The 19,312-nt window shown below is 65.5% G+C and carries 13 protein-coding genes; 5 read left to right on the forward strand and 8 right to left on the reverse strand.

The genetic code is table 11. From position 1 onward, the window contains the following. Positions 1-8 precede the first annotated feature (8 nt). The 5 genes from pepN to DV532_RS07665 all read left to right on the forward strand — a co-directional run bounded on the left by pepN (position 9) and on the right by DV532_RS07665 (position 7,819). Positions 9-2,666 (forward strand): aminopeptidase N, encoded by a 2,658-nt coding sequence (pepN, locus tag DV532_RS07645; RefSeq protein ID WP_056806254.1) that lies wholly within the window; start codon positions 9-11, stop codon positions 2,664-2,666. 187 nt (positions 2,667-2,853) lie between these two features. After that, the gene (locus DV532_RS07650) at positions 2,854-3,873 is read left to right on the forward strand and encodes a YCF48-related protein (RefSeq protein WP_056806257.1); all 1,020 of its coding nucleotides are present in this window, start codon (positions 2,854-2,856) and stop codon (positions 3,871-3,873) included. Further along, a complete protein-coding gene (locus DV532_RS07655) occupies positions 3,870-6,269 on the forward strand; it encodes an RND family transporter (protein ID WP_177339553.1) in 2,400 nt (799 codons plus the stop codon). The genes DV532_RS07650 and DV532_RS07655 overlap by 4 nt, the downstream gene beginning before the upstream one ends. 163 nt (positions 6,270-6,432) lie before the next feature. Continuing rightward, on the forward strand, positions 6,433-6,723 hold the full coding sequence (locus DV532_RS07660; protein WP_056806259.1) for a DUF5629 family protein: 291 nt from the start codon (positions 6,433-6,435) through the stop codon (positions 6,721-6,723). Next, positions 6,689-7,819, forward strand: coding sequence for a lactonase family protein (locus DV532_RS07665; RefSeq protein WP_177339554.1), 1,131 nt, complete (start codon positions 6,689-6,691; stop codon positions 7,817-7,819). The genes DV532_RS07660 and DV532_RS07665 overlap by 35 nt, the downstream gene beginning before the upstream one ends. A gap of 25 nt (positions 7,820-7,844) precedes the next feature. Here the strand turns inward: DV532_RS07665 and DV532_RS07670 are convergent, their stop codons facing one another. The 8 genes from DV532_RS07670 to DV532_RS07705 all read right to left on the reverse strand — a co-directional run bounded on the left by DV532_RS07670 (position 7,845) and on the right by DV532_RS07705 (position 19,311). After that, the gene (locus DV532_RS07670) at positions 7,845-8,438 is read right to left on the reverse strand and encodes a glutathione S-transferase (protein WP_056806262.1); all 594 of its coding nucleotides are present in this window, start codon (positions 8,436-8,438) and stop codon (positions 7,845-7,847) included. Beyond that, positions 8,435-12,079 (reverse strand): AAA family ATPase, encoded by a 3,645-nt coding sequence (locus DV532_RS07675; RefSeq protein ID WP_056806265.1) that lies wholly within the window; start codon positions 12,077-12,079, stop codon positions 8,435-8,437. The genes DV532_RS07670 and DV532_RS07675 overlap by 4 nt, the downstream gene beginning before the upstream one ends. Beyond that, positions 12,076-13,314: an exonuclease SbcCD subunit D C-terminal domain-containing protein gene (locus DV532_RS07680; protein WP_056806268.1), complete on the reverse strand. Its 1,239-nt coding sequence runs from the start codon at positions 13,312-13,314 to the stop codon at positions 12,076-12,078. Before DV532_RS07680 ends, DV532_RS07675 begins: the two co-directional genes overlap by 4 nt. Positions 13,315-13,460: 146 nt before the next feature. Continuing rightward, complete coding sequence (locus DV532_RS07685) at positions 13,461-15,095, reverse strand: BatD family protein (protein WP_056806270.1); 1,635 nt, start codon at positions 15,093-15,095, stop codon at positions 13,461-13,463. Continuing rightward, positions 15,092-16,810: a tetratricopeptide repeat protein gene (locus DV532_RS07690; protein ID WP_056806273.1), complete on the reverse strand. Its 1,719-nt coding sequence runs from the start codon at positions 16,808-16,810 to the stop codon at positions 15,092-15,094. Before DV532_RS07690 ends, DV532_RS07685 begins: the two co-directional genes overlap by 4 nt. Next, positions 16,807-17,883, reverse strand: coding sequence for a VWA domain-containing protein (locus tag DV532_RS07695; protein ID WP_056806276.1), 1,077 nt, complete (start codon positions 17,881-17,883; stop codon positions 16,807-16,809). The genes DV532_RS07690 and DV532_RS07695 overlap by 4 nt, the downstream gene beginning before the upstream one ends. Further along, a complete protein-coding gene (locus DV532_RS07700) occupies positions 17,876-18,370 on the reverse strand; it encodes a DUF4381 domain-containing protein (protein ID WP_056806278.1) in 495 nt (164 codons plus the stop codon). The genes DV532_RS07695 and DV532_RS07700 overlap by 8 nt, the downstream gene beginning before the upstream one ends. After that, positions 18,367-19,311: a DUF58 domain-containing protein gene (locus tag DV532_RS07705; protein WP_056806280.1), complete on the reverse strand. Its 945-nt coding sequence runs from the start codon at positions 19,309-19,311 to the stop codon at positions 18,367-18,369. Before DV532_RS07705 ends, DV532_RS07700 begins: the two co-directional genes overlap by 4 nt. Position 19,312: the final 1 nt, after the last annotated feature.

A 19,312-nucleotide genomic window follows, 5' to 3' on the forward strand; every position in this document is an offset into this window, starting at 1 on the left:
ACCTGCACATGCGTACCGAACAACCGCAAGTGATCTACCTGAAGGATTACCAGGCGCCCGAGTACCTGATCGACGAGACGCACCTGACCTTCGAGCTGTTCGAGGACCACACCCTGGTTCACGCGCAACTGGTCATGCGCCGCAACCCGGCACGCGGTGCCGGCCTGCCGCCACTGGAACTCGATGGCCAGCAGCTGGAACTGCTGCGCGCCTCGTTGGATGACCGGGAGCTGCAACCCGGCGACTATCAGCTGGGTACCGACAGCCTGACCGTGCAGCCCAAGGCCGAGCGCTTTACCCTCGACACCAGCGTGAAGATTCACCCCGAGAGCAACACCGCGCTGGAAGGCCTGTACAAGTCGGGCAAGATGTTCTGCACCCAGTGCGAGGCCGAAGGCTTCCGCAAGATCACCTACTACCTCGACCGCCCGGACGTGATGAGCACCTTCACCACCACGGTGATCGCCGACCAGCATCGCTACCCGGTGCTGTTGTCGAACGGTAACCCAACGGGCAGTGGCCCGGCGGAAGATGGCCGTCACTGGGCAACCTGGGAAGACCCATTCGTCAAGCCAGCCTACCTGTTCGCCTTGGTGGCAGGTGACCTTTGGTGTGTGGAAAGCAGCTTCACCCGCCAGTCCGGGCGCGAGGTGGTGTTGCGCATTTACGTCGAAGAAGAAAACCTCGACAAGTGCGACCACGCCATGGTCAGCCTGAAGAAGTCCATGCGCTGGGACGAAGAAGTCTATGGCCGTGAGTACGACCTGGACATCTTCATGATCGTCGCGGTCAACGACTTCAACATGGGCGCCATGGAAAACAAGGGCCTGAACATCTTCAACTCCAGCTGTGTGTTGGCCCGTGCCGAAACCGCCACCGATGCCGCGCACCAGCGTGTCGAAGGCGTGGTCGCCCACGAGTACTTCCACAACTGGTCGGGCAACCGCGTTACCTGCCGTGACTGGTTCCAGCTGTCGCTGAAGGAAGGCTTCACGGTGTTCCGCGATGCCGAGTTCAGCGCCGACATGAACTCGCGCACGGTCAAGCGCATCGAAGACGTGGCTTACCTGCGTACCCACCAGTTCGCCGAAGACGCTGGCCCCATGGCCCACCCGGTACGCCCGGACAGCTTCATCGAAATTTCCAACTTCTACACCCTGACGGTGTACGAGAAGGGCGCCGAAGTGGTGCGCATGGTCCGCACCCTGCTGGGCGCCGAAGGCTTCCGCAAGGGCAGCGACCTGTACTTCGAGCGCCACGATGGTCAGGCGGTGACCACCGACGACTTCATCAAGGCCATGGAAGACGCCAACGGCGTCGACTTCACCCAGTTCAAGCGCTGGTACAGCCAGGCCGGTACCCCGCGCCTGGAAGTCAGCGAGGCTTATGATGCCGCCGCGCAGACCTACAGCCTGACCTTCCGCCAGAGCTGCCCGCAAACCCCGGACAAGGCCGACAAGCTGCCGTTCGTGATCCCGGTTGAACTGGGCCTGCTGGATGCCGAGGGTAATGACCTGCCGTTGCAACTGGCTGGCGAAGCTGCTGTGCAGGGCGGCAGCCGCGTGCTGTCGGTGACCGAAGCCGAGCAAACCTTTACCTTCCAGGGCATCCGGGCCAAGCCGCTGCCATCGCTGCTGCGCGGCTTCAGCGCGCCGGTCAAGCTGAGCTTCCCCTACGACCGCGACCAGTTGATGTTCCTGATGCAGCACGACAGCGACGGCTTCAACCGCTGGGAAGCGGGGCAGCAGCTGTCGGTGCAGGTGCTGCAGGAACTGATCGGCCAGCATCAGCGTGGCGAAGCGCTCAAGCTCGACCAGCGCCTGATCACCGCCCTGGGCACCGTGTTGGGCAACGAATCGCTGGACCCGGCCATGGTTGCCGAGATGCTGTCGCTGCCAGGTGAGGCCTACCTCACCGAGATCAGCCAGGTGGCTGACGTCGATGCCATCCACGCCGCCCGCGAGTTCGCCCGCCAGCAAATCGCCGAGCAGCTGTTCGACGCCTTGTGGGCGCGTTACCAGGCCCACCGCGAAGTGTCGCGCAACACCGCCTACGTGGCTTCTGCCGAGCACTTTGCCCGCCGCAGCCTGCAAAACATCGCCCTGTCGTACTTGATGCAGAGCGGCAAGCCGCAGGCGCTCGAAGCCACCTTGGAACAGTTCGAGCACTGCGACAACATGACCGAGCGCCTCACCGCCCTGGCGGTGCTGGTCAACTCGCCGTTCGAGGCCGAGCGGGCCAAGGCCCTGGAGGCCTTTGCCGAGCACTTCAAGGACAACCCGCTGGTCATGGACCAATGGTTCAGCGTGCAGGCAGCCAGCGCGCTGCCAGGCGGGCTGGCGCGGGTCAAGGCGCTGATGCAGCACCCGGCGTTCACCCTGAAGAACCCGAACAAGGTGCGTGCCTTGATCGGTGCCTTTGCCGGGCAGAACCTGGTCAACTTCCATGCGGCAGATGGTTCGGGGTATCGCTTCCTGGCGGACCTGGTGATCGAGCTGAATGCACTGAACCCGCAGATCGCCTCGCGTCAACTGGCGCCGTTGACCCGCTGGCGCAAGTATGACGCTGCGCGCCAAGCGCTGATGAAGGGTGAGCTGGAGCGGGTTCTGGCTTCGGGTGAGCTGTCCAGCGATGTCTATGAGGTTGTGAGCAAGAGTTTGGCTTGAGGGCCAAGGGGGCTGCACAGCAGCCCCGGCTTTTCAGGCCCGACAACAAAACATAACACCCCGCCCGTTGTCTTCCCGCAAACATCCCCGCTACGATCCCCTCAAGCTATTGCAGGCCTCTAGATCAGGCTTCTCGCAGTAACTGCAATGCATTGACCCACCAACAAGAACACAACAGGGGGCAGTCATGAGGGAGCAGAACAGGCGCGGTGCCTGGCCATGGGCAGCCAGCGCGGTGCTGGCACTGGCATTGGGGGTATGGGCCGACAGTGCCCAGGCCGCCCCGGCCGACGAATACTCCACCGAATCGGCCAAGGCCAGCCAAAGCCTGCTGATCGACGCTGTCCAGGCCGGCACGCGCCTGGTGGTGGTGGGCGATCGTGGGCATATCCTGTTCTCCGACGACCAGGGCAGCACCTGGACACAGGCCCGGGTACCCACCCGGCAACTGCTCACCGCCGTGTTCTTCCTCGATGACAAGCGCGGCTGGGCCGTCGGCCATGACGCGCAGATCCTCAGCAGCAGCGACGGCGGTGCCACCTGGAACAAGCAGTTCGAAGACCTCTCCCGTGAAGCACCCTTGCTCGATGTCGTCTTCCTCGATGCCCAGCACGGCTTTGCTGTAGGGGCCTACGGTGCCTTGCTGGAAACCACTGATGGCGGCCAGCACTGGCAGGACGTAGCCGAGCGCCTGGACAACCCCGACCAGTTGCACCTGAACGGCATCGCCCAGGTTCGCGACGCCGGGCTGTTCATCGTCGGCGAGCAAGGTGGCATGTTCCGCTCGGCCGACAAGGGTCAGACTTGGGCCAGGGTCCAAGGCCCTTACGAGGGCTCGCTGTTCGGCGTGCTTGGCACCGCCCAGTCGCACACCCTGCTGGCTTACGGCCTGCGCGGCAACCTGTTCCGTTCCAGCGACTTCGGCGACAGCTGGCAGCCGGTCGAGCTCAAGGCCGCACGCGGCACCCTCGAATTCGGCCTGGCAGGCGCTACGCTTGTCGAAGATGGCAGCGTGGTACTGGTCGGCAACGGCGGCAGTGTGTTGCGCAGCACCGATGATGGCCAGACCTTCAGCGTCTATAACCGCGCCGACCGCATCGCCCTGGCCGGTGTCAGTGGCCTGGCCAATGGTGGCCTGCTGCTGGTGGGGCAGGGGGGTGTACACCTGGCCAACGCGCAGGGTGCTGACCAGGAGGTGCAGCCATGACCAGCAGGGAGAGCATCAGCATGCACCCGCATCACCAGGACACGCCCACGCTGCTCGAACGCCTGATTTTCAACAACCGCCCTGTGGTCATTGCCCTGTGCGTGCTGGTCAGCATTTTCCTGTTCTGGCAGGCGACGCAAATTCGCCCGTCCACCAGCTTCGAGAAGATGATCCCGCTGCAGCACCCGTTCATCGAACAGATGATGGAGCACCGCAACGACCTGGCCAACCTTGGCAACACCGTGCGCATCTCGGTGGAGGCGGTGAACGGCGATATCTTCGACAAGGACTACATGGAGACCCTGCGGCAGGTCCATGACGAAGTGTTCTACCTCCCCGGAGTCGACCGTGCCGGGCTGAAGTCGCTGTGGAGCCCCAGCGTGCGCTGGAGCGAGGTCACCGAACAGGGCTTCTCCGGTGGCGAGGTCATCCCCAACACCTACAACGGCTCGCAGGACAGCCTCGATACCCTGCGCGACAACGTGCTCAAGTCCGGCCAGGTGGGGCGCCTGGTGGGCAACAACTTCAAGTCGAGCATCGTCGACGTACCGCTGCTGGAGAGTTACCCCGACCCGCAGGACCCGGGCAAACAGGTGAAGCTGGACTACCAGCAGTTCTCGCACCAGCTGGAAGAGAAGATTCGCGACAAGTTCCAGGCGCAGAACCCCAACGTGAAGGTGCACATCGTCGGTTTCGCCAAAAAGGTCGGCGACCTGATCGATGGCCTGGTGATGGTGGCGATGTTCTTTGCTGTCGCCCTGGCCATCACCTGGGTGCTGTTGTACTGGTTCACCTGGTGTATTCGCAGCACCATTGCCGTGCTGATCACCACCTTGGTAGCGGTGGTCTGGCAGTTGGGCCTGATGCATGCGGTGGGCTTTGGCCTGGACCCGTACTCGATGCTGGTGCCGTTCCTGATTTTCGCCATCGGTATTTCCCATGGCGTGCAAAAGATCAACGGCATCGCCCTGCAGTCCAGTGACGCCGACAACGCCCTTACCGCGGCCCGGCGCACCTTCCGCCAGCTGTTCCTACCCGGGATGATCGCCATCCTGGCCGATGCCGTGGGCTTCATCACCCTGCTGATCATCGACATCGGGGTGATCCGTGAACTGGCCATTGGCGCCTCCATCGGCGTGGCGGTGATCGTGTTCACCAACCTGATCTTGCTGCCGGTGGCCATCTCTTATGTTGGCATCAGCAACAAGGCCGTCGAGCGCAGCAAGAAGGACGCCACCCGCGAGCACCCGTTCTGGCGCCTGCTGTCGAACTTTGCCAGTGCCCAGGTGGCGCCGGTGTCGGTGGCCTTGGCCCTGGTCGCCTTCGCCGGGGGCTTGTGGTACAGCCAGAACCTGAAGATCGGCGACCTCGACCAAGGCGCGCCAGAGCTACGCCCCGACTCGCGTTACAACCAGGACAACAACTTCATCATCAGCAACTACTCGACCAGTTCCGACGTGCTGGTGATCATGGTCAAGACCCCGCCGGAAAGCTGCTCGATCCATTCGACCCTGGCGCCGATCGACGAGCTGATGTGGACCATGCAGAACACCCCGGGCGTGCAGTCGGCAATTTCCCTGGTGACCGTGTCCAAGCAGGTGATCAAGGGCATGAACGAGGGCAGCCTGAAATGGGAGACCCTGTCGCGTAACCCAGACATCCTCAACAACTCCATCGCCCGCGCCGATGGCCTGTACAACGGCGACTGCTCGCTGGCGCCGGTGCTGGTGTTCCTCAACGACCACAAGGCCGAAACGCTGGAGCGGGTCACCGCCGTGGCCAAGGCCTTTGCCGACAGCCACAGCAAGGAAGGCCTGCAGTTCTTGCTGGCGGCGGGTAACGCCGGGATCGAGGCGGCGACCAACGAGGTGATCAAGTCAGCCGAGCTGACCATCCTCATCCTGGTGTACATCTGTGTGGCAGTGATGTGCCTGATCACCTTCCGCTCGTTCGCCGCCACCCTGTGCATCGTCCTGCCGCTGGTGCTGACGTCGGTGCTGGGCAACGCGCTGATGGCCTACATGGGCATTGGGGTCAAGGTGGCGACCCTGCCGGTGGTGGCGCTGGGCGTGGGCATTGGCGTGGACTATGGCATCTACATCTACAGCCGGTTGGAGAGCTTCCTGCGTGCCGGTCTGCCGATGCAGGAGGCGTATTACCAGACCCTGCGCTCGACCGGCAAGGCGGTGCTGTTCACCGGCCTGTGCCTGGCCATTGGCGTGTGCACCTGGATCTTCTCGGCAATCAAGTTCCAGGCGGACATGGGCTTGATGCTGACCTTCATGTTGCTGTGGAACATGTTTGGTGCACTGTGGCTGCTGCCGGCGCTGGCGCGGTTCCTGATCAAGCCTGAGAAGATGGTGGGCAAGGCGGGGGGCTCGATTTTCGCCCATTGAATCACAGGGGGCCGCTTTGCGGCCCATCGCCGGCAAGCCAGTTCCCACAGGTACAGCGCAAACCTCCAGATTTGTGCGGCCCCTGTGGGCGCTGGCTTGCCGGCGATGGGCTGCAAAGCAGCCCCATGGCTATAATGCCAACTCCTTTCTGATTGGTACCCCCATGTCCCCCCTAGCCACCGCCCTGCAGTCCTGCAACATGCTCCTGATTGATGGCCTGCACGCCTTCGATTTCACCGCCGACGAATCCGGCCTCAGCATCGAGTGCATGGACGGCCGCCAGCTTCGTCGTTGGTCGTTTACCCCTGAGCAAGTCGCTGCTGCCACCGCCGTAGGTGATGAGTGGCAACTCAACGATGCCAACGGCGAGCATCGGCTAGTCTGTATGAGTGCCTTCCGTGCCCCGGATGAGGACCAAGATGAACCGCACCTGGACCAGCCTGCTGACCGCTAGCCTGATGAGCGTGACGCTTCATGCCCACGCTGCCACGTTGCTGGTGGGCAGCTACACCGATGGTGCCAGCCAGGGTATCTACCGCTATCAGTTCGACGACAAGGCCGGCCGCATCGACCCCACCCCACAGCAGGTGGTGAAAAGCGTCAGCCCTTCATGGCTGGTGCTGTCGGCCGACCAGCGCCTGCTGTTCGCGGTCAATGAAACCGCGGGCGGCCACGCCAGCAGTTTCAGTGTCAGCGCCAAGGGTGAGCTCAAGCCGATCAATCAGGTGGCTACCCAAGGCGACGAGCCGACCCACGCCAGCCTGAGCCGTGACCAGCGTTACCTGTTCGTGGCCAACTATGCGGTCAAGCCTGACCCAGGCGGCAGCCTGGTGGTGATCCCGGTGGCCAAGGACGGCAAGCTCGGCAAGGTAGTACAGCAACTGCGGCACACGCCCAGCGGCGTCAACCGCGAGCGCCAGGCCGGTGCCCATGTGCATGCGTTGGTGCTCTCGCCCAATGGTCAGCATGCCTACGCTTGCGACTTGGGCGCAGACAAGGTGTTCATCTACCGCTACGACGGTGCCAGCCCGGATCGCCCATTAAGCCCGGCAATCCCAGCCTCGGTCGACCTGCCGCCAGGCAGTGGGCCACGCCACCTGCTGTTCGACGCCCCCGGCCGGCATGCCTACCTGACGCTGGAAATGAGTGGCGAAGTGGTGATGTTCGATGTCAAGGACAATGCCCTGCTCGAGCGCCAGCGCCTGCCGCTGAGCGAACAGCAGGACGCGGCGGCCAAGGCGGCTGGTGGCTTGCACCTGTCGGCGGACGGGCGCTTTCTGTACGTGAGCAACCGCGGCACGGCCAACGAGATCGTCGCCTTCAGCGTGGGCAAGCAGGACGGCCAGCTGACGTTGCTGCAGCGCCGTTCGGTGGAGGGTGATCACCCCCCGGAGTTCGCCCTCGACCCGAGTGACAAGTTCTTGCTGGTGGCCAACCAGAAGAGCAACCAGATCGTGGTCATACGCCGCGATCCGCGCAGCGGCAAACTGCTGGAGACGGTGCAGACGTTGCAGCAGGATGCGCCTTCGGACCTGAAGTTCATCGAGTGATGGCTGGGAAGAATTCGCTGCCTCACTATTTGACCATCACTGACCTGAACAACGCCGAAGCCAACCACCCCTCCAGCCAGCCCCGCACCCGCGGGTAAGCCGCCTCGGCGAACCACAGCGGTTCGACCCCGGCAAACTGGCGCATCAGGGGTAGCAACGCGGCATCGGCAATGCTTGGATGGTCGGCCAGCAAGTAGGCCCGGCCCACCAGCAGGCCTTCGAGCTCCGCCAGCCAACCCTCGGCCTGCTGGCGGTAATGCTCGCGCGAATGCGCCGGGTAGCGTTCGGCATATTTGTACAGGTTCACTTGCGCCTTGAACGTGCTGTCGTTACGCGTAATCAACGTTTCAGCCAGCTGCGCCGCCGCAGGGTCGGCCTGCAGCCGCCAATCCTGCGGGTCGTTTTGCGCCAGCGCCCAGCGCATGATGTCCAGGCTCTCTTCCAGCACGCCGGCACCGGTATCCAGTACCGGCACCGTGCCCTTTGGCGACAAGGCCAGCAGTTCCGCCGGCTTGTGCTTCATCGCCACCTCGCGAATCTCCACCTCACACCCGGCATAGCGCAGCGCCAAGCGCGCGCGCATGGCCCAGGGGCAGCGGCGGAACGAGTAGAGGATCACCCGCACACCTCCACGTCACTCAGGCCGTTGCCCTGGCGGCGCACCTGGATTTGCACCGGGATGCGTTCGTGCATTTCCTGCACGTGGGAAATGACCGCTACCTTGCGGCCTTGGGCCTGCAAGCCGTCGAGGGCGTCCATGGCCAGTTGCAGCGACTCGGGGTCGAGGCTGCCGAAACCTTCGTCGATGAACAACGATTCGATACGCAGGGTGCTGGAGGCCATCGACGCCAGGCCCAGGGCCAGTGCCAGCGACACCAGGAAGGTTTCCCCGCCCGACAGCGAGTGCACCGAACGCAGTTCATCGCCCATCTCGGTGTCCAGCACCAGCAGGCCCAGGGCGCTGCCGCCGCGTTTGAGGCGATAACGCCGAGCCAATTGGCGCAGCTGGGCGTTGGCGTGGTGCAGCAGCAGGTCGAGGTTGTAGCCCTGGGCGATCTTGCGGAACACATCGCCAGAGGCCGAGCCGATCAGTGTGCTTAAACGCGCCCAGCGCTGCCATTGCTCACGGGCCTGCTCGATTTCTGCGGCCAACGCCTGGTGGGCCTGCTGGCGACGCTGGTCATCGGCCTGCTGGGCACGCAATTCGGCGCATTGCTGCTCATGGCCGGCCAGGCGTTCACGCAGTTCGGCCAGGGCGTGCTCCAAGGCTTCGGCCGAGGTGGCCACGGTCATGTGCGCGGCATGTTGTTGCAGGCGTTGCTCACGCTCCTGCAGCAGCACGCGGCCCTGTTCGATAGCCTTCTCGGCGCCTTGCAGGTGCTGGCGCAGCTCATTCACCTGGGCATCCGCCATGGCCAACAAGCGGCCCAGGCCGGCGTCATCCAGCTCTGGGTGTTCGCTGCGCCACTGGGCGATCTGGGCCTGCAACTGCTGGCTCTCGGCCTCCAGCGCCTGTTGCTGCTGGGCGTTGGCCTTGAGCTCGCCGGCCAGTTGCACGCCCTGGGTCCGCAGCGCTTGCAGGCGCTGGGCGGTGTCGGCCTCAAGGGCGCGGGCTTGCTCCAGGGCGGCGTCCATGTGCTGTTGCCAGGCTTCGGCGCTGGCATGTTCGCCTAGCAGTTCGCCAAGCGAGGCTTGGGCCTGCTGGCGTTGTTGGTCAAGGGCGGCGAGTTTCTGTTGCCACTGTTGCTGGGTTTGCACACGCGCTTGCTGCTGGTCGCGCAGCTTGTCCAGCTGGGTTTGGCGGGCTTGCAGTTCTTCTTGCTCGTCCTTGCGCTGCTCCATGTATTGCTGGCGCTGAGCAATTTGCTGGTCGAGGGCGAGGAAGGCATTGGCCGGGTCGTCGTTAAGGGCCTTGAGGGCCTGCTCGGGCAACACGCAGGCCAGGTCGCTCAGGCCTTGCTGCAACTGCTGCTCATCGTTGGCCAGCGCTTGGTGCTGTTGCTCCAGGTGGCGCTGGGCCTGCTGTTGGGCGTCGTAGGCAGCCTGCAATTGCTGGTTGAGGCGGGCGGCGTTTTTTTGCAGGGCGAGCAGGGCGCTCTGGCGTTTCTCGTCCTGGCCGATTTCTGCGTCCAGCCGGCGTAGCTGGCTGTCCAGCCAAGCACTGCGGGCCTTGTCGTCCTGCGGCGCAAGCGCGGGCCAGAGGCTGTGCGCCTGCACTTGGGCTACCAGCGGTTGCAGCTGTTCGCCCAGTTGCTGCTGTTGCTGCTGGTAGTCCTTGAGCTGGGCGTTGACCACCCCCAGCTGGGTACGCAGCTCCACCAGCCTGGTATTGAGGGTTTCGACCTGCTTGTGCGCGGCGTCTTCCTCGGCCTGGTCATGGCGACCCAGGCTTTGCAGCAATGCTTCAGGTTGGTGGAACGGGTGCTCGGCGCTGCCGCACACGGGGCAGGGTTCGCCGTCGCGCAGCTGGTCGCGCAACGCTTCGACGCTGGTGTTGCGTGCTAGGCGCTGGCGCTCCAGCAACTGGCGGGTGAGGTTGAGCGCCTGCTCAGCGGCTTCCAGCTCGGCCTTGGCGGCAGTGCCTTCGCCGATCAGTTGCTGGCGCTGCTGCTGGGCCTGCTGCTGCCGTTCGCGCACGCTCTGCAGTTGCTGGCGCAGTTCCAGTTCCCGGCCATGCAGGCGCGACAATTCTTCGACGGCGCGCTGCTGCTTGCGGTTGTCCAGCAGCATGCCGCCCAGCAGGTCGATCTGTTCGGCCAGGGCCTGGGGCTCGGCCTTGGCTTCGCGGAACAACAGGTCGTAGGCGTCGCGCTCGGCTTGCAAGTGCGCATTGGCCTGGCTGGCCTGGGCCTGCAGGCCGGGCAGTTCTTCACGGCCTTTGGCCAGGCGGCCGCCGATCAGCATCACCTGCTTCAATTGCGGCAGGTAGGCATGCCAGGCATCGGCCAGGCCCGCCAGGTGCTGGCTGTCGGCGAGTGCGCTGTCGATTTGCGCCAGTTGTTGCAGGCTGCGCTGCTGGTTGGCTTCCAGTTGCTGCAGCTGCTGTTGGCCTTCGACGACCTGCTGGTCGGCCTGCTGGCTGGCGTTGCGTTGCGCAGTCAGCTCCAGCTCCAGGCGGGCCAGGTTGTCCTGGGCAGCAAAGGCCTGGCGCAGGCCTGGGGCGTTTTCGCTGTGTTGGGCCTGGCGGTTGGCAAGCGCCTGGCGCGCGGCTTCCAGTGCCTGTTCGAGTTCGCTGGTGCGCAGCTGAAGATCAGCTTGCTGGCGCTGTTGTTCGGCAATTTTTTCCGCCACTGGCGCCAGTTGTGCGCTCAGCGTCTGCTGGCGGTGGAACTGATGGCGCTGCGGGGCCAGCCGCTCCAGGCGCATCAGGTCCTGGCGCTGTTCAGCCAGCTGCTGCCAGGCCTGTTCGGCGGCTTGCAGCGCGGTGCCGGCTGCGGCGTACTGGGCCTGCAGTTGGCATTGTTCATTCAGCCAGTTGCGTTGCTGCTCCAGCTGGCGCTCGCCGGCCTGGTCAGCCTTGAACTGCTGCTGCGCCTGCTCCAGGCGCTGGTCGAGGTCGGTGCGGGCGTCGGCGGCCATTGGCAACAGGTGGCTGGCGCGCTCTTTGAGGGCATTGTGGGCTTCGCCGGCTTCGCGGGCCTTGCTGAAGGCGCGCTGGCCCAGGCGGGTATAGATGGCGGTGTTGGTGAGCTTTTCCAGCAGCTCGCTGCGCTCTCGGTCGTCGGCCTTGAGGAACGCGCCGAACTCGCTCTGGGCCAGCATCACCGCGCGGGTGAACTGCTCGAAGTTCAGGCCCAGGCGGGCTTCGACCAGTTGTTTGTATTCGTTTTTGCCGCTGCCCAGCACCTGCTCGCTGTCCAGGTCGCAGAGGCTTTGGCGGCTGTGCTGTAGCTTGCCGTTGGCCTTGTCGCGGGCGCGGTTGGCTTCCCAGCGGGCGCGGTAGCGGCGGCCATCGATGCCGACGAAATCGACTTCGGCAAAGCCGCTGCCGGTGCCCCGGCGCAGTAGGTTGCGCGGGTCGGAGGTGGGGATATCGCCGTCCGCGTCTGGCACTTTGGCTTCGCGGCCAATGTCGTTCAGCCGTGGCACGGTGCCGAACAGCGCCAGGCACAGGGCGTCGAGCAGGGTGCTTTTGCCGGCACCGGTCGGCCCGGTGATGGCGAACAGGCCAGCGCTGGCCAGGGGCTCGGCGGTGAAGTCGATGTCGACCGGGCCGGCCAGCGATGCCAGGTTCTTCAGGCGGATGGCGAGAATTTTCATGGCTGTTCCTCTTCCAGCTGCACGTCCTGCAACAGCAGGGCGAAGTCGGCCAGGGCCTGCTCGTCGGCGGGGTTGCCGTAGGCCTGCTCCCAGGCACGGCTGAACAGATCGTGCGGGGTCATCTGGGCCAGTTCGACAAAGGCCAGGTCATCGTCTTCGGCGTTGTTGCGGCCGGCGTATTCGGCGTTGATGCGGATCAGCCGCACGGCTTTGCCTTGCAGTGCGGTTTCGACCTGCTGGCGCAAGTCGGGCTGCGGCTCGTCGAGTATCACCCGCACCTCTAGCCAGGGCTGGCGGTTGGGGTCTTCGAGCAGGTCGATTACCGGTAGGCTGGCCAGTTGTTCCAGCAGCTCGCCCAACGGTGCCGGGCCGACCCGTTGCAGGGCCACGGCGCGCGGTACTGGGCGCGGTTCGACGCTGACCAGGCCGGTGCCATCCAGCTCCACTTCCAACACCTGGTGTGGGTAGTTGATTTCGGCGAACGATAGCGGGATTGGCGAGCCGCTGTAGCGGATGCGTTCTTCGCGGTTGACCTTCTGCGGCTTGTGCAGGTGGCCCAGGGCGACATAGCTGATGGCCTTGTCGAACAGCTTGGCCGGCAGCGCCTCGGCGTTGCCGATGATCAGGCTGCGTTCGGAGTCTTCAGAAACTGCACCACCGGCCATGTGCGCGTGGCTGATGGCGATCAGCGCCTGGTCTTTCTTGCGTTTTTTTTGCGCGGCGGCGATCAGTTGCTGGTGCACCTGGGTGATGCCTTGCAGGTAGTCATCGCCAAGGTTCGGGCCGGTGACCTCGGCCGGGCGCAGGAAGGGCAAAGCCAGGCACCAGGCGGCGACTTTGCCACGGCCATTGGTCAGCGGGATCAGCAGGCGCTCGGCGTCCAGCTGGCCCTCGTCCAGCCAGTGCACACGGCCCAGGGCATGGGTGCGCAGGCGACGCATGAGGGCGGCGGGCAGCTCGATGCGTGAGCCCGAGTCGTGGTTGCCGGCGATCATCACGATGTCCAGCTTGGGCTGTTGCTCGTGGGCATTGACGATGAAGTCGTAGAGGCGCTCCTGGGCTTTGACCGGTGGGTTGACCGTGTCGAAGATATCGCCGGCGATCAGCAACGCATCCGGCTGGCGCAGGTGCAGCTGGCCGAGCAGCCAGTCGAGGAAGCAGGCGTGTTCGAAATCGCGTTCCTGGCCGTGCAGGCTTTGGCCCAGGTGCCAGTCGGAGGTATGAAACAGACGCATGGATGACCTGTTGGTATCGAGTCGAGCAAGCGAGGGCTTGGCTTGGGAGATGGGCGTTGCGCAAGGGCGGTATGGTAACCCAAGCTGGCTTCGGGGTGCATGGTGGGGGATTGGGGCCCTAACCCAATCTCCAGCCCCCACCCACCTCACTTGGGATACAGCGGCGGCAAGCTGCCATTCTCCCCAGCTGGCAACAACACCTGCTCCGCTGGCGGTATCGTACCAATCGCCCGCCACAAATCCTCACCCTGCCAATACTGCCCGCCCTCGCTATACAACGCCCCGTTCAACCCATCCAGCGCATCCGACAACGGCACGAACCGTGCCGCCATTTCGGCCAGGGTTTCCGGCTGCTGGCGGGCCCAGGCATCCAGTGCCTGGCGGGTAGCGTGGGGATCGTTGGCCTGGCAGGCGCGTTTGAGATCATCCAGCAAGGTACGCGGGCTTGGCCCGCTCTGCGCGGCGCGCAGCACCGCCGGTCGCGAGCGGGCGCGCCACCACAGGGCGAAGCCCAGCACGCTGGTCAGCGCGAATACCAAGGTGGCCAGTTGCCAAGGCCACAGCAGGGTGCTGGCGCTGCTGCTGTCGCTCACCGGGGTGTCGGCGCTCAGCGCCGGGTTGTCCTGCACATTCAGCGTGCGCGCCGGCAGGCTGCTGTGCTCCAGGTGGTCTTCGCGGGTGTTCCACCAGGCCACTTCCAACGCCGGCAGGGCTAGCGTGCCGCTGTGGGTCGGCACCAGCGCTTCGCGCTCTTCACGGTTGGCGGTCATGCCGCGCTCGCTGATTTCGTTGCGTAGCAACGGCTGGTCAGGGTAGCGGCGCAGGCCGGTGATTTCGGTAGCCGGCAGCTGCGGCAGCTGGGTGCTGGACAAGCCTTCGGCGCGCAAGGTGATGTTGCGCGTCAGCGAGTCACCGATTTGCACCTGCTGGTTGCCGGGTTCGGGGTTCCAGTGCTCTTCCAGGGTCAGGCTACGGGCCGGCAGCCACGCGACACCCGCGGGCCAGGCGGCAGGAATAGGGCGCACCGACAGGCGCAGCGGCAACGAGCTCACCTGCAGCTGGCGGCCGGCGCGGACCGTGCCTGTGCCCTGTGGCGCTTCGTCCGAGCTGGCGGCGGCCGTGGCGGTGAACGTCAGTGACGGGATGTCGAGGGTACCGCTTTGCTGGGCATACACGGCATAGCGGGTTTCGATCACGCCGTGGCGAACGCCGTTGATCTCTTTTTCATAGGTGCGCGATTCGCCCAGCGGCTCGACCTTGGCGTTCTCCAGTTGCAGTGGGCTGAGGCTGCTGTCGTCGTACAGTGCCACTGAATGGTAGATGCGCAGGGTCAGCACGGCCTGGGCCTGGACGTAGACGTCGGCGCTGTCCAGCGTTGCTTCGATGAACACTTGTGAGGCGCTGTCCTGGCGGCTGGCATCGGCCTGCAGCACTTGCAGTTCGATGGCCTGGCTGTGTGACTGGCCCAGTTGCAGCTCGGGGATACGCAGGCTGCCGCTGCGCCGCGGCAGCAGGGTGATGATCCAGCGGGTGCTGGCGCGGGTTTCGCCGTCGAGGGTGTGCAGGCTATTGAGCTGACGCGTGCCGCGTACTTCGAAGTCGCCTTCCAATGCGCGCAGGTCGGGCTTGCCGAACTCGGTGACGTCCTGGCTTTCCAGGGTCAGCTCCAGGCTTTCGCCGGCTTGCAGGCGAGTACGGTCGACACTGGCCTGGAGCAGCGGTTCGGCCTGGGCCAGCACGGCCCACAACGTAGTAAGCAGAAGGACGCCGAAGCGACTCATCGTGGGGTTTCCTGATGCAATTGCTGTTCATACCAGAATTTGCGCCGCAGCAGTTCCGCCGGGTTGTCGGGGATCTCCCGCAGCCATTGTTCCAGCGCTTGGCGCTGTTCGGCGTCAAGGCTGGTCGACACCGGGCGCTGCGGCGGCTGAATGACGCTGTCGTCGCCACCCGCCTGGTTGCCGGCTGTGGCCTGGCTGCTGTTGCTGCCTTCACCGGGTTGTTCGGCGCTGGCGGGTTCGTCGTTGCCGGGTGTGCCCTGCGCAGGGCTGCTGGCCGAGCTGCTGTTGCCTTCGGTTTCGCTGCCAGGCGTGCCTTGGGTAGCGTTGTTGGCCGGCTGTTCCTCGGCCTTGGCTTCACGCTGTTGCAGCAATTGCTGCACCAGCGCCTGGTTGGCCAGCGCCGCTTGCAGGTCGGGCTGGCGTTCCAGGGCTTGCTCGTAGGCGTCCAGGGCGGCTTCCAGTTCGCCGCTGCGCGCCAGGGCATTGCCTCGATTGTAGTGGGCTGGCGCGGTATCGCCTTGGGCAAACGCCTCGGCGGCAGCGGCATAGTCGCCGGCCTGATAAAGCGCCATGCCGCGCCATTGTGGGTCTTGGAAGTGGCGCGCAGCGCTGGCCGGGCGGTTCTGCAGCAGTAGGCGCTGGCCTTGTTGGTCGGGGCGCAGCCACAGGTCGTTGAATTCGAACGCCTGGCTGGGTTGCGGCAGGGCCAGCAGCAGCGGCAGGCAGAATAGCCAGCCGCGCCGGCCGGCGCAGGCCGCCAGCAGCAACAACGGGATCAGCAACCAGTAACCCTGGTCGGCCCAGCTGTCCAGTTGCAGGGTCTGGCCGTCATGGCGGGTGGTGTGCGGGGTGTCGAACAGGCCCAGGCCGCGCAGGTCGAGGTCGTCGATGCGGGCATGCCGGTAGCGCCCGCCGGTGCTGCTGATAAAGCCCTTGAGGCTGGCGCTGTCCAGGCGTGGCAGGAGGATGCCGCCCTGGTCATCCTTGAGGTATTCGCCGTTGGCCTGGCGCACTGGCGCGCCTTCACGGCTACCGATCCCCAGCATCAGCAGGCTTGGGCCCTGGCGACCGAGTGCCTGGCTGATGCCCTGGCGCTCGGGGGCGCTGAGCGACGAGCCAATTAGCAGCAGGCGGCCTTGGCCCAGGCCGCTCTGGGCCAGCAGGGCCAGGCCCTTTTGCACGGCCAGGTCGGCGCGCTGGCCAGCTTGCGGCATGATCGACGGTTCGATCGCTTCGAGCAGGTTGCGGGTGGTGGCGAGGTCATCGGACAACGGCACCAGGGTGTGCGCGGAGCCGGCGTAGACCACCAGTGCGGTCTGGCTGTCGCGGCGCTGCTCGAGCAAGTCGAGGATCTTGCGCCGCGCCTGTTCCAGGCGGTTGGGCGGGGTGTCTTCGGCGAGCATCTGCGGGGTCAGTTCCAGCAGGATCACCAGCGGGTCCGCCGGGCGCTGCTGGCTTTCTTCCACGCGCTGCCAGCTGGGCCCCAGCAGGGCCATGATCACCAGCGCCCAGGCCAGGCCCAGCGCCACCCACGGCAGCTTGCTGGAGCTGCCGCTGCCGCCGCCCAGCAGCACGCCATGGAAGGCCGGCGGCAGAATCATCTGCCAGCGCCCGGCCCGCTTGCGGCGGTGCCACAACTTGTACAACAGCCAGCCGAGCAGGGGCACGGCCAGCAGCCACAGCGGGCGTAACCATTCGGGCCACAGTTCGCTCATCGCCGCCTCCTTAGGCGCAGGCGCTTCAGGCGCTGGCGCCATTCCGGGTGCGGCTGCAGGAAGCGCGGCTTGCGCAGCACCCGCTGCAGCAGGTTGTCAGGCCATTGCACGGCCACCACCAGCAGCACGCTGAGCAGCAACGCCAGGGCCAGGGGCCAGGCGTACAGGGCCTTGGCCGTGCGTGCCTGGGTCGGTTGCTGGGCCACCGGTTCGAGCTGGTCGAGGGTGTCACCGATGGCGCCCAGCTCGGCGCCGTCGTGGGCGCGGAAGTAGGCACCGTGGGTGATCTCGGCGATTTCCTTGAGCGAGGCTTCGTCCAGGTCCAGGCTCGGGTTGAGGCCGAGCAGGCCAGGGGTGCCACTGGCCTCGGGGTTGGCACCGATGCCGATGGTGTAGATGCGCACGCCTTCCTGGGCGGCCAGGCGGGCGGCGGTCAGCGGGTGGATCTGCCCACCGTTGTTGGCGCCGTCGGTGATCAGCACCAGTACTCGGCTTTGTGCCGGGCGTTGGCGCAGGCGCTTCACCGCCAAGCCGATGGCGTCGCCGATGGCGGTGTTCTTGCCGGCGATGCCGATCTGCGCCTCCATGAGGAAGGTGCGTACGGTACGCCGGTCGAAGGTGAGCGGGGCCTGCAGGTAGGCCTGGCTGCCGAACAGGATCAGGCCTACGCGGTCGCCTTCACGGTCTTGCAAAAAGTCGCCGAGCAGCGCCTTGACCAGGTCGAGGCGGCTGATGTCTTCGTTTTGCCACTGCATGTCGGGGAAGTCCATCGAGCCGGACACATCCACCGCTACCAGCAGGTCGCGGCCGCTGGCCGCCACCGGTACCGGGTCGCCCAGCCATTGCGGGCGGGCGGCGGCGCACAGCAACAACAGCCAGATGACGACGTACGGCGCCTGTTGGCGCCAAGTCGGCAGGTTGAGCCGCGCCCGGCGCCCAGCCAGGCCTTCCAGTTCGTTGAGGAAGCCCACCTTGAGCACCGGCTCGCCGCTGTCGGCGGCAGGCAGCACCAGGCGCGCTAGCCACGGCAGCGGCAACAGCGCGAAGACCCACGGCCAGGCCAGTTCAAACATGCTTGCGGATCCAGGTTTCGACGGCTTGGCTAAGCCCGATGATGGCTTTGTCGTCGAGCTTGCACTCGGGCTTGTAGGCACCTTCGACCAGCACCATCCAGCGCGTCAGGCCGGCGGCCGGGCAGCGGTTGTCGAGAAACGCCAGCCATTGCCGGCCGTTGAGGGTATGGCTGTTGGCCCCGGGATAGTGGCTGCGGCACAGGCGCTTGAGCAGGGCGTTGATCTGTTGCAGCCAGGCCCCAGCCGGGGCGCCGTCGTAGGGGCGGGGCAGCCGGGCCAGCTCGGCCAGGGCTTCTACGCGCACCGGGTCCAGTGGTTGTTCGGCGCGCACGATACGGCGCTTGCCTGGGCGCCAGCGGCGCAGCCGCCACACGCCCCAGCCCAGCAGTGGCAGCACGGCCAGCAGCACCCACCAGCCCGGTGCGGGTGGCCACAGGCTGATGGGCGCGGGAGCGATCAGCGGCTGCAGTTGGTCGAGCGGGTTCATGACGCGCTCCGCGGCCGCTGGGCGTTGAGGTACTCACGCAGTTGCTCGATCATTTCGCTTTGCGTGCTCAGTGGCATCAGCAGCACACGCAGCTTTTGCGCCATCAGCTCCCAGCGTTCGATGCGCGCTTCGGCCTGCTGGCGGTAGGCCTGGCGCAGGTTGGCATCCAGGGTGTCGAGCTCCAGTTGCGCGCTGCGCTGGGCAAAACGCAACAGGCCGGCGGCGGGCAGGGCGTGGTCCAGTGGGTCGGAAACCGGCAGCAACAACAGGTCGCAATGACGCGAGAGCATGGCCAGGTGCTGTTCCACCTGGGCGGTGAGCGAGCGTTCGTCGCAGATCACGATGGCCAGGCTGCCCGGGCGCAGCACTTCGCGGGCGCGGCGCAGGGCCAGGCCGAGGCTGTCGGCCCCAGGCGTGGCCTCGGTGTGCAGGGCCTGGTTGACCTTGGCCAGGCGGTTGAGCAGTTGCAGCAGGCTCTGCTTGCTACGCCGGGGTTTGATTTCGTGGTGCTCGTTGTCACCGAACACCAGCCCGCCGATGCGGTCGTTATGGCCCAGTGCGGCCCAACCGAACAGCGCGGCGGCATGCGCTGCGAGCACCGACTTGAACATCAGCCCCGAGCCGAAGAACAGCCGTTGGCTTTGTTCGACGAGGATGAAGATCGGCCGTTCGCGTTCTTCGTGGAACAGCTTGGTGTGCGGCTCCTGGGTGCGCGCGGTGACGCGCCAGTCGATGTTGCGCACATCGTCGCCGGCCTGGTACACCCGCACCTGGTCGAAGTCCACGCCGCGCCCGCGCAGTTTGGAGTGGTGCAGGCCCACCAGCGGGCTGCGCTGGCCGGGCCGGGAAAACAGCTGAATTTCACGCACGCGGTGGCGCATGTCGATCAGCTCGGCAAGGCCGGTGCGGATGCCAGGTTCGGCCAACGGCGTGGTGGGCATG

The sequence above is a fragment of the Pseudomonas sp. Leaf58 genome (assembly GCF_003627215.1).
Classification (GTDB): Bacteria; Pseudomonadota; Gammaproteobacteria; order Pseudomonadales; family Pseudomonadaceae; genus Aquipseudomonas.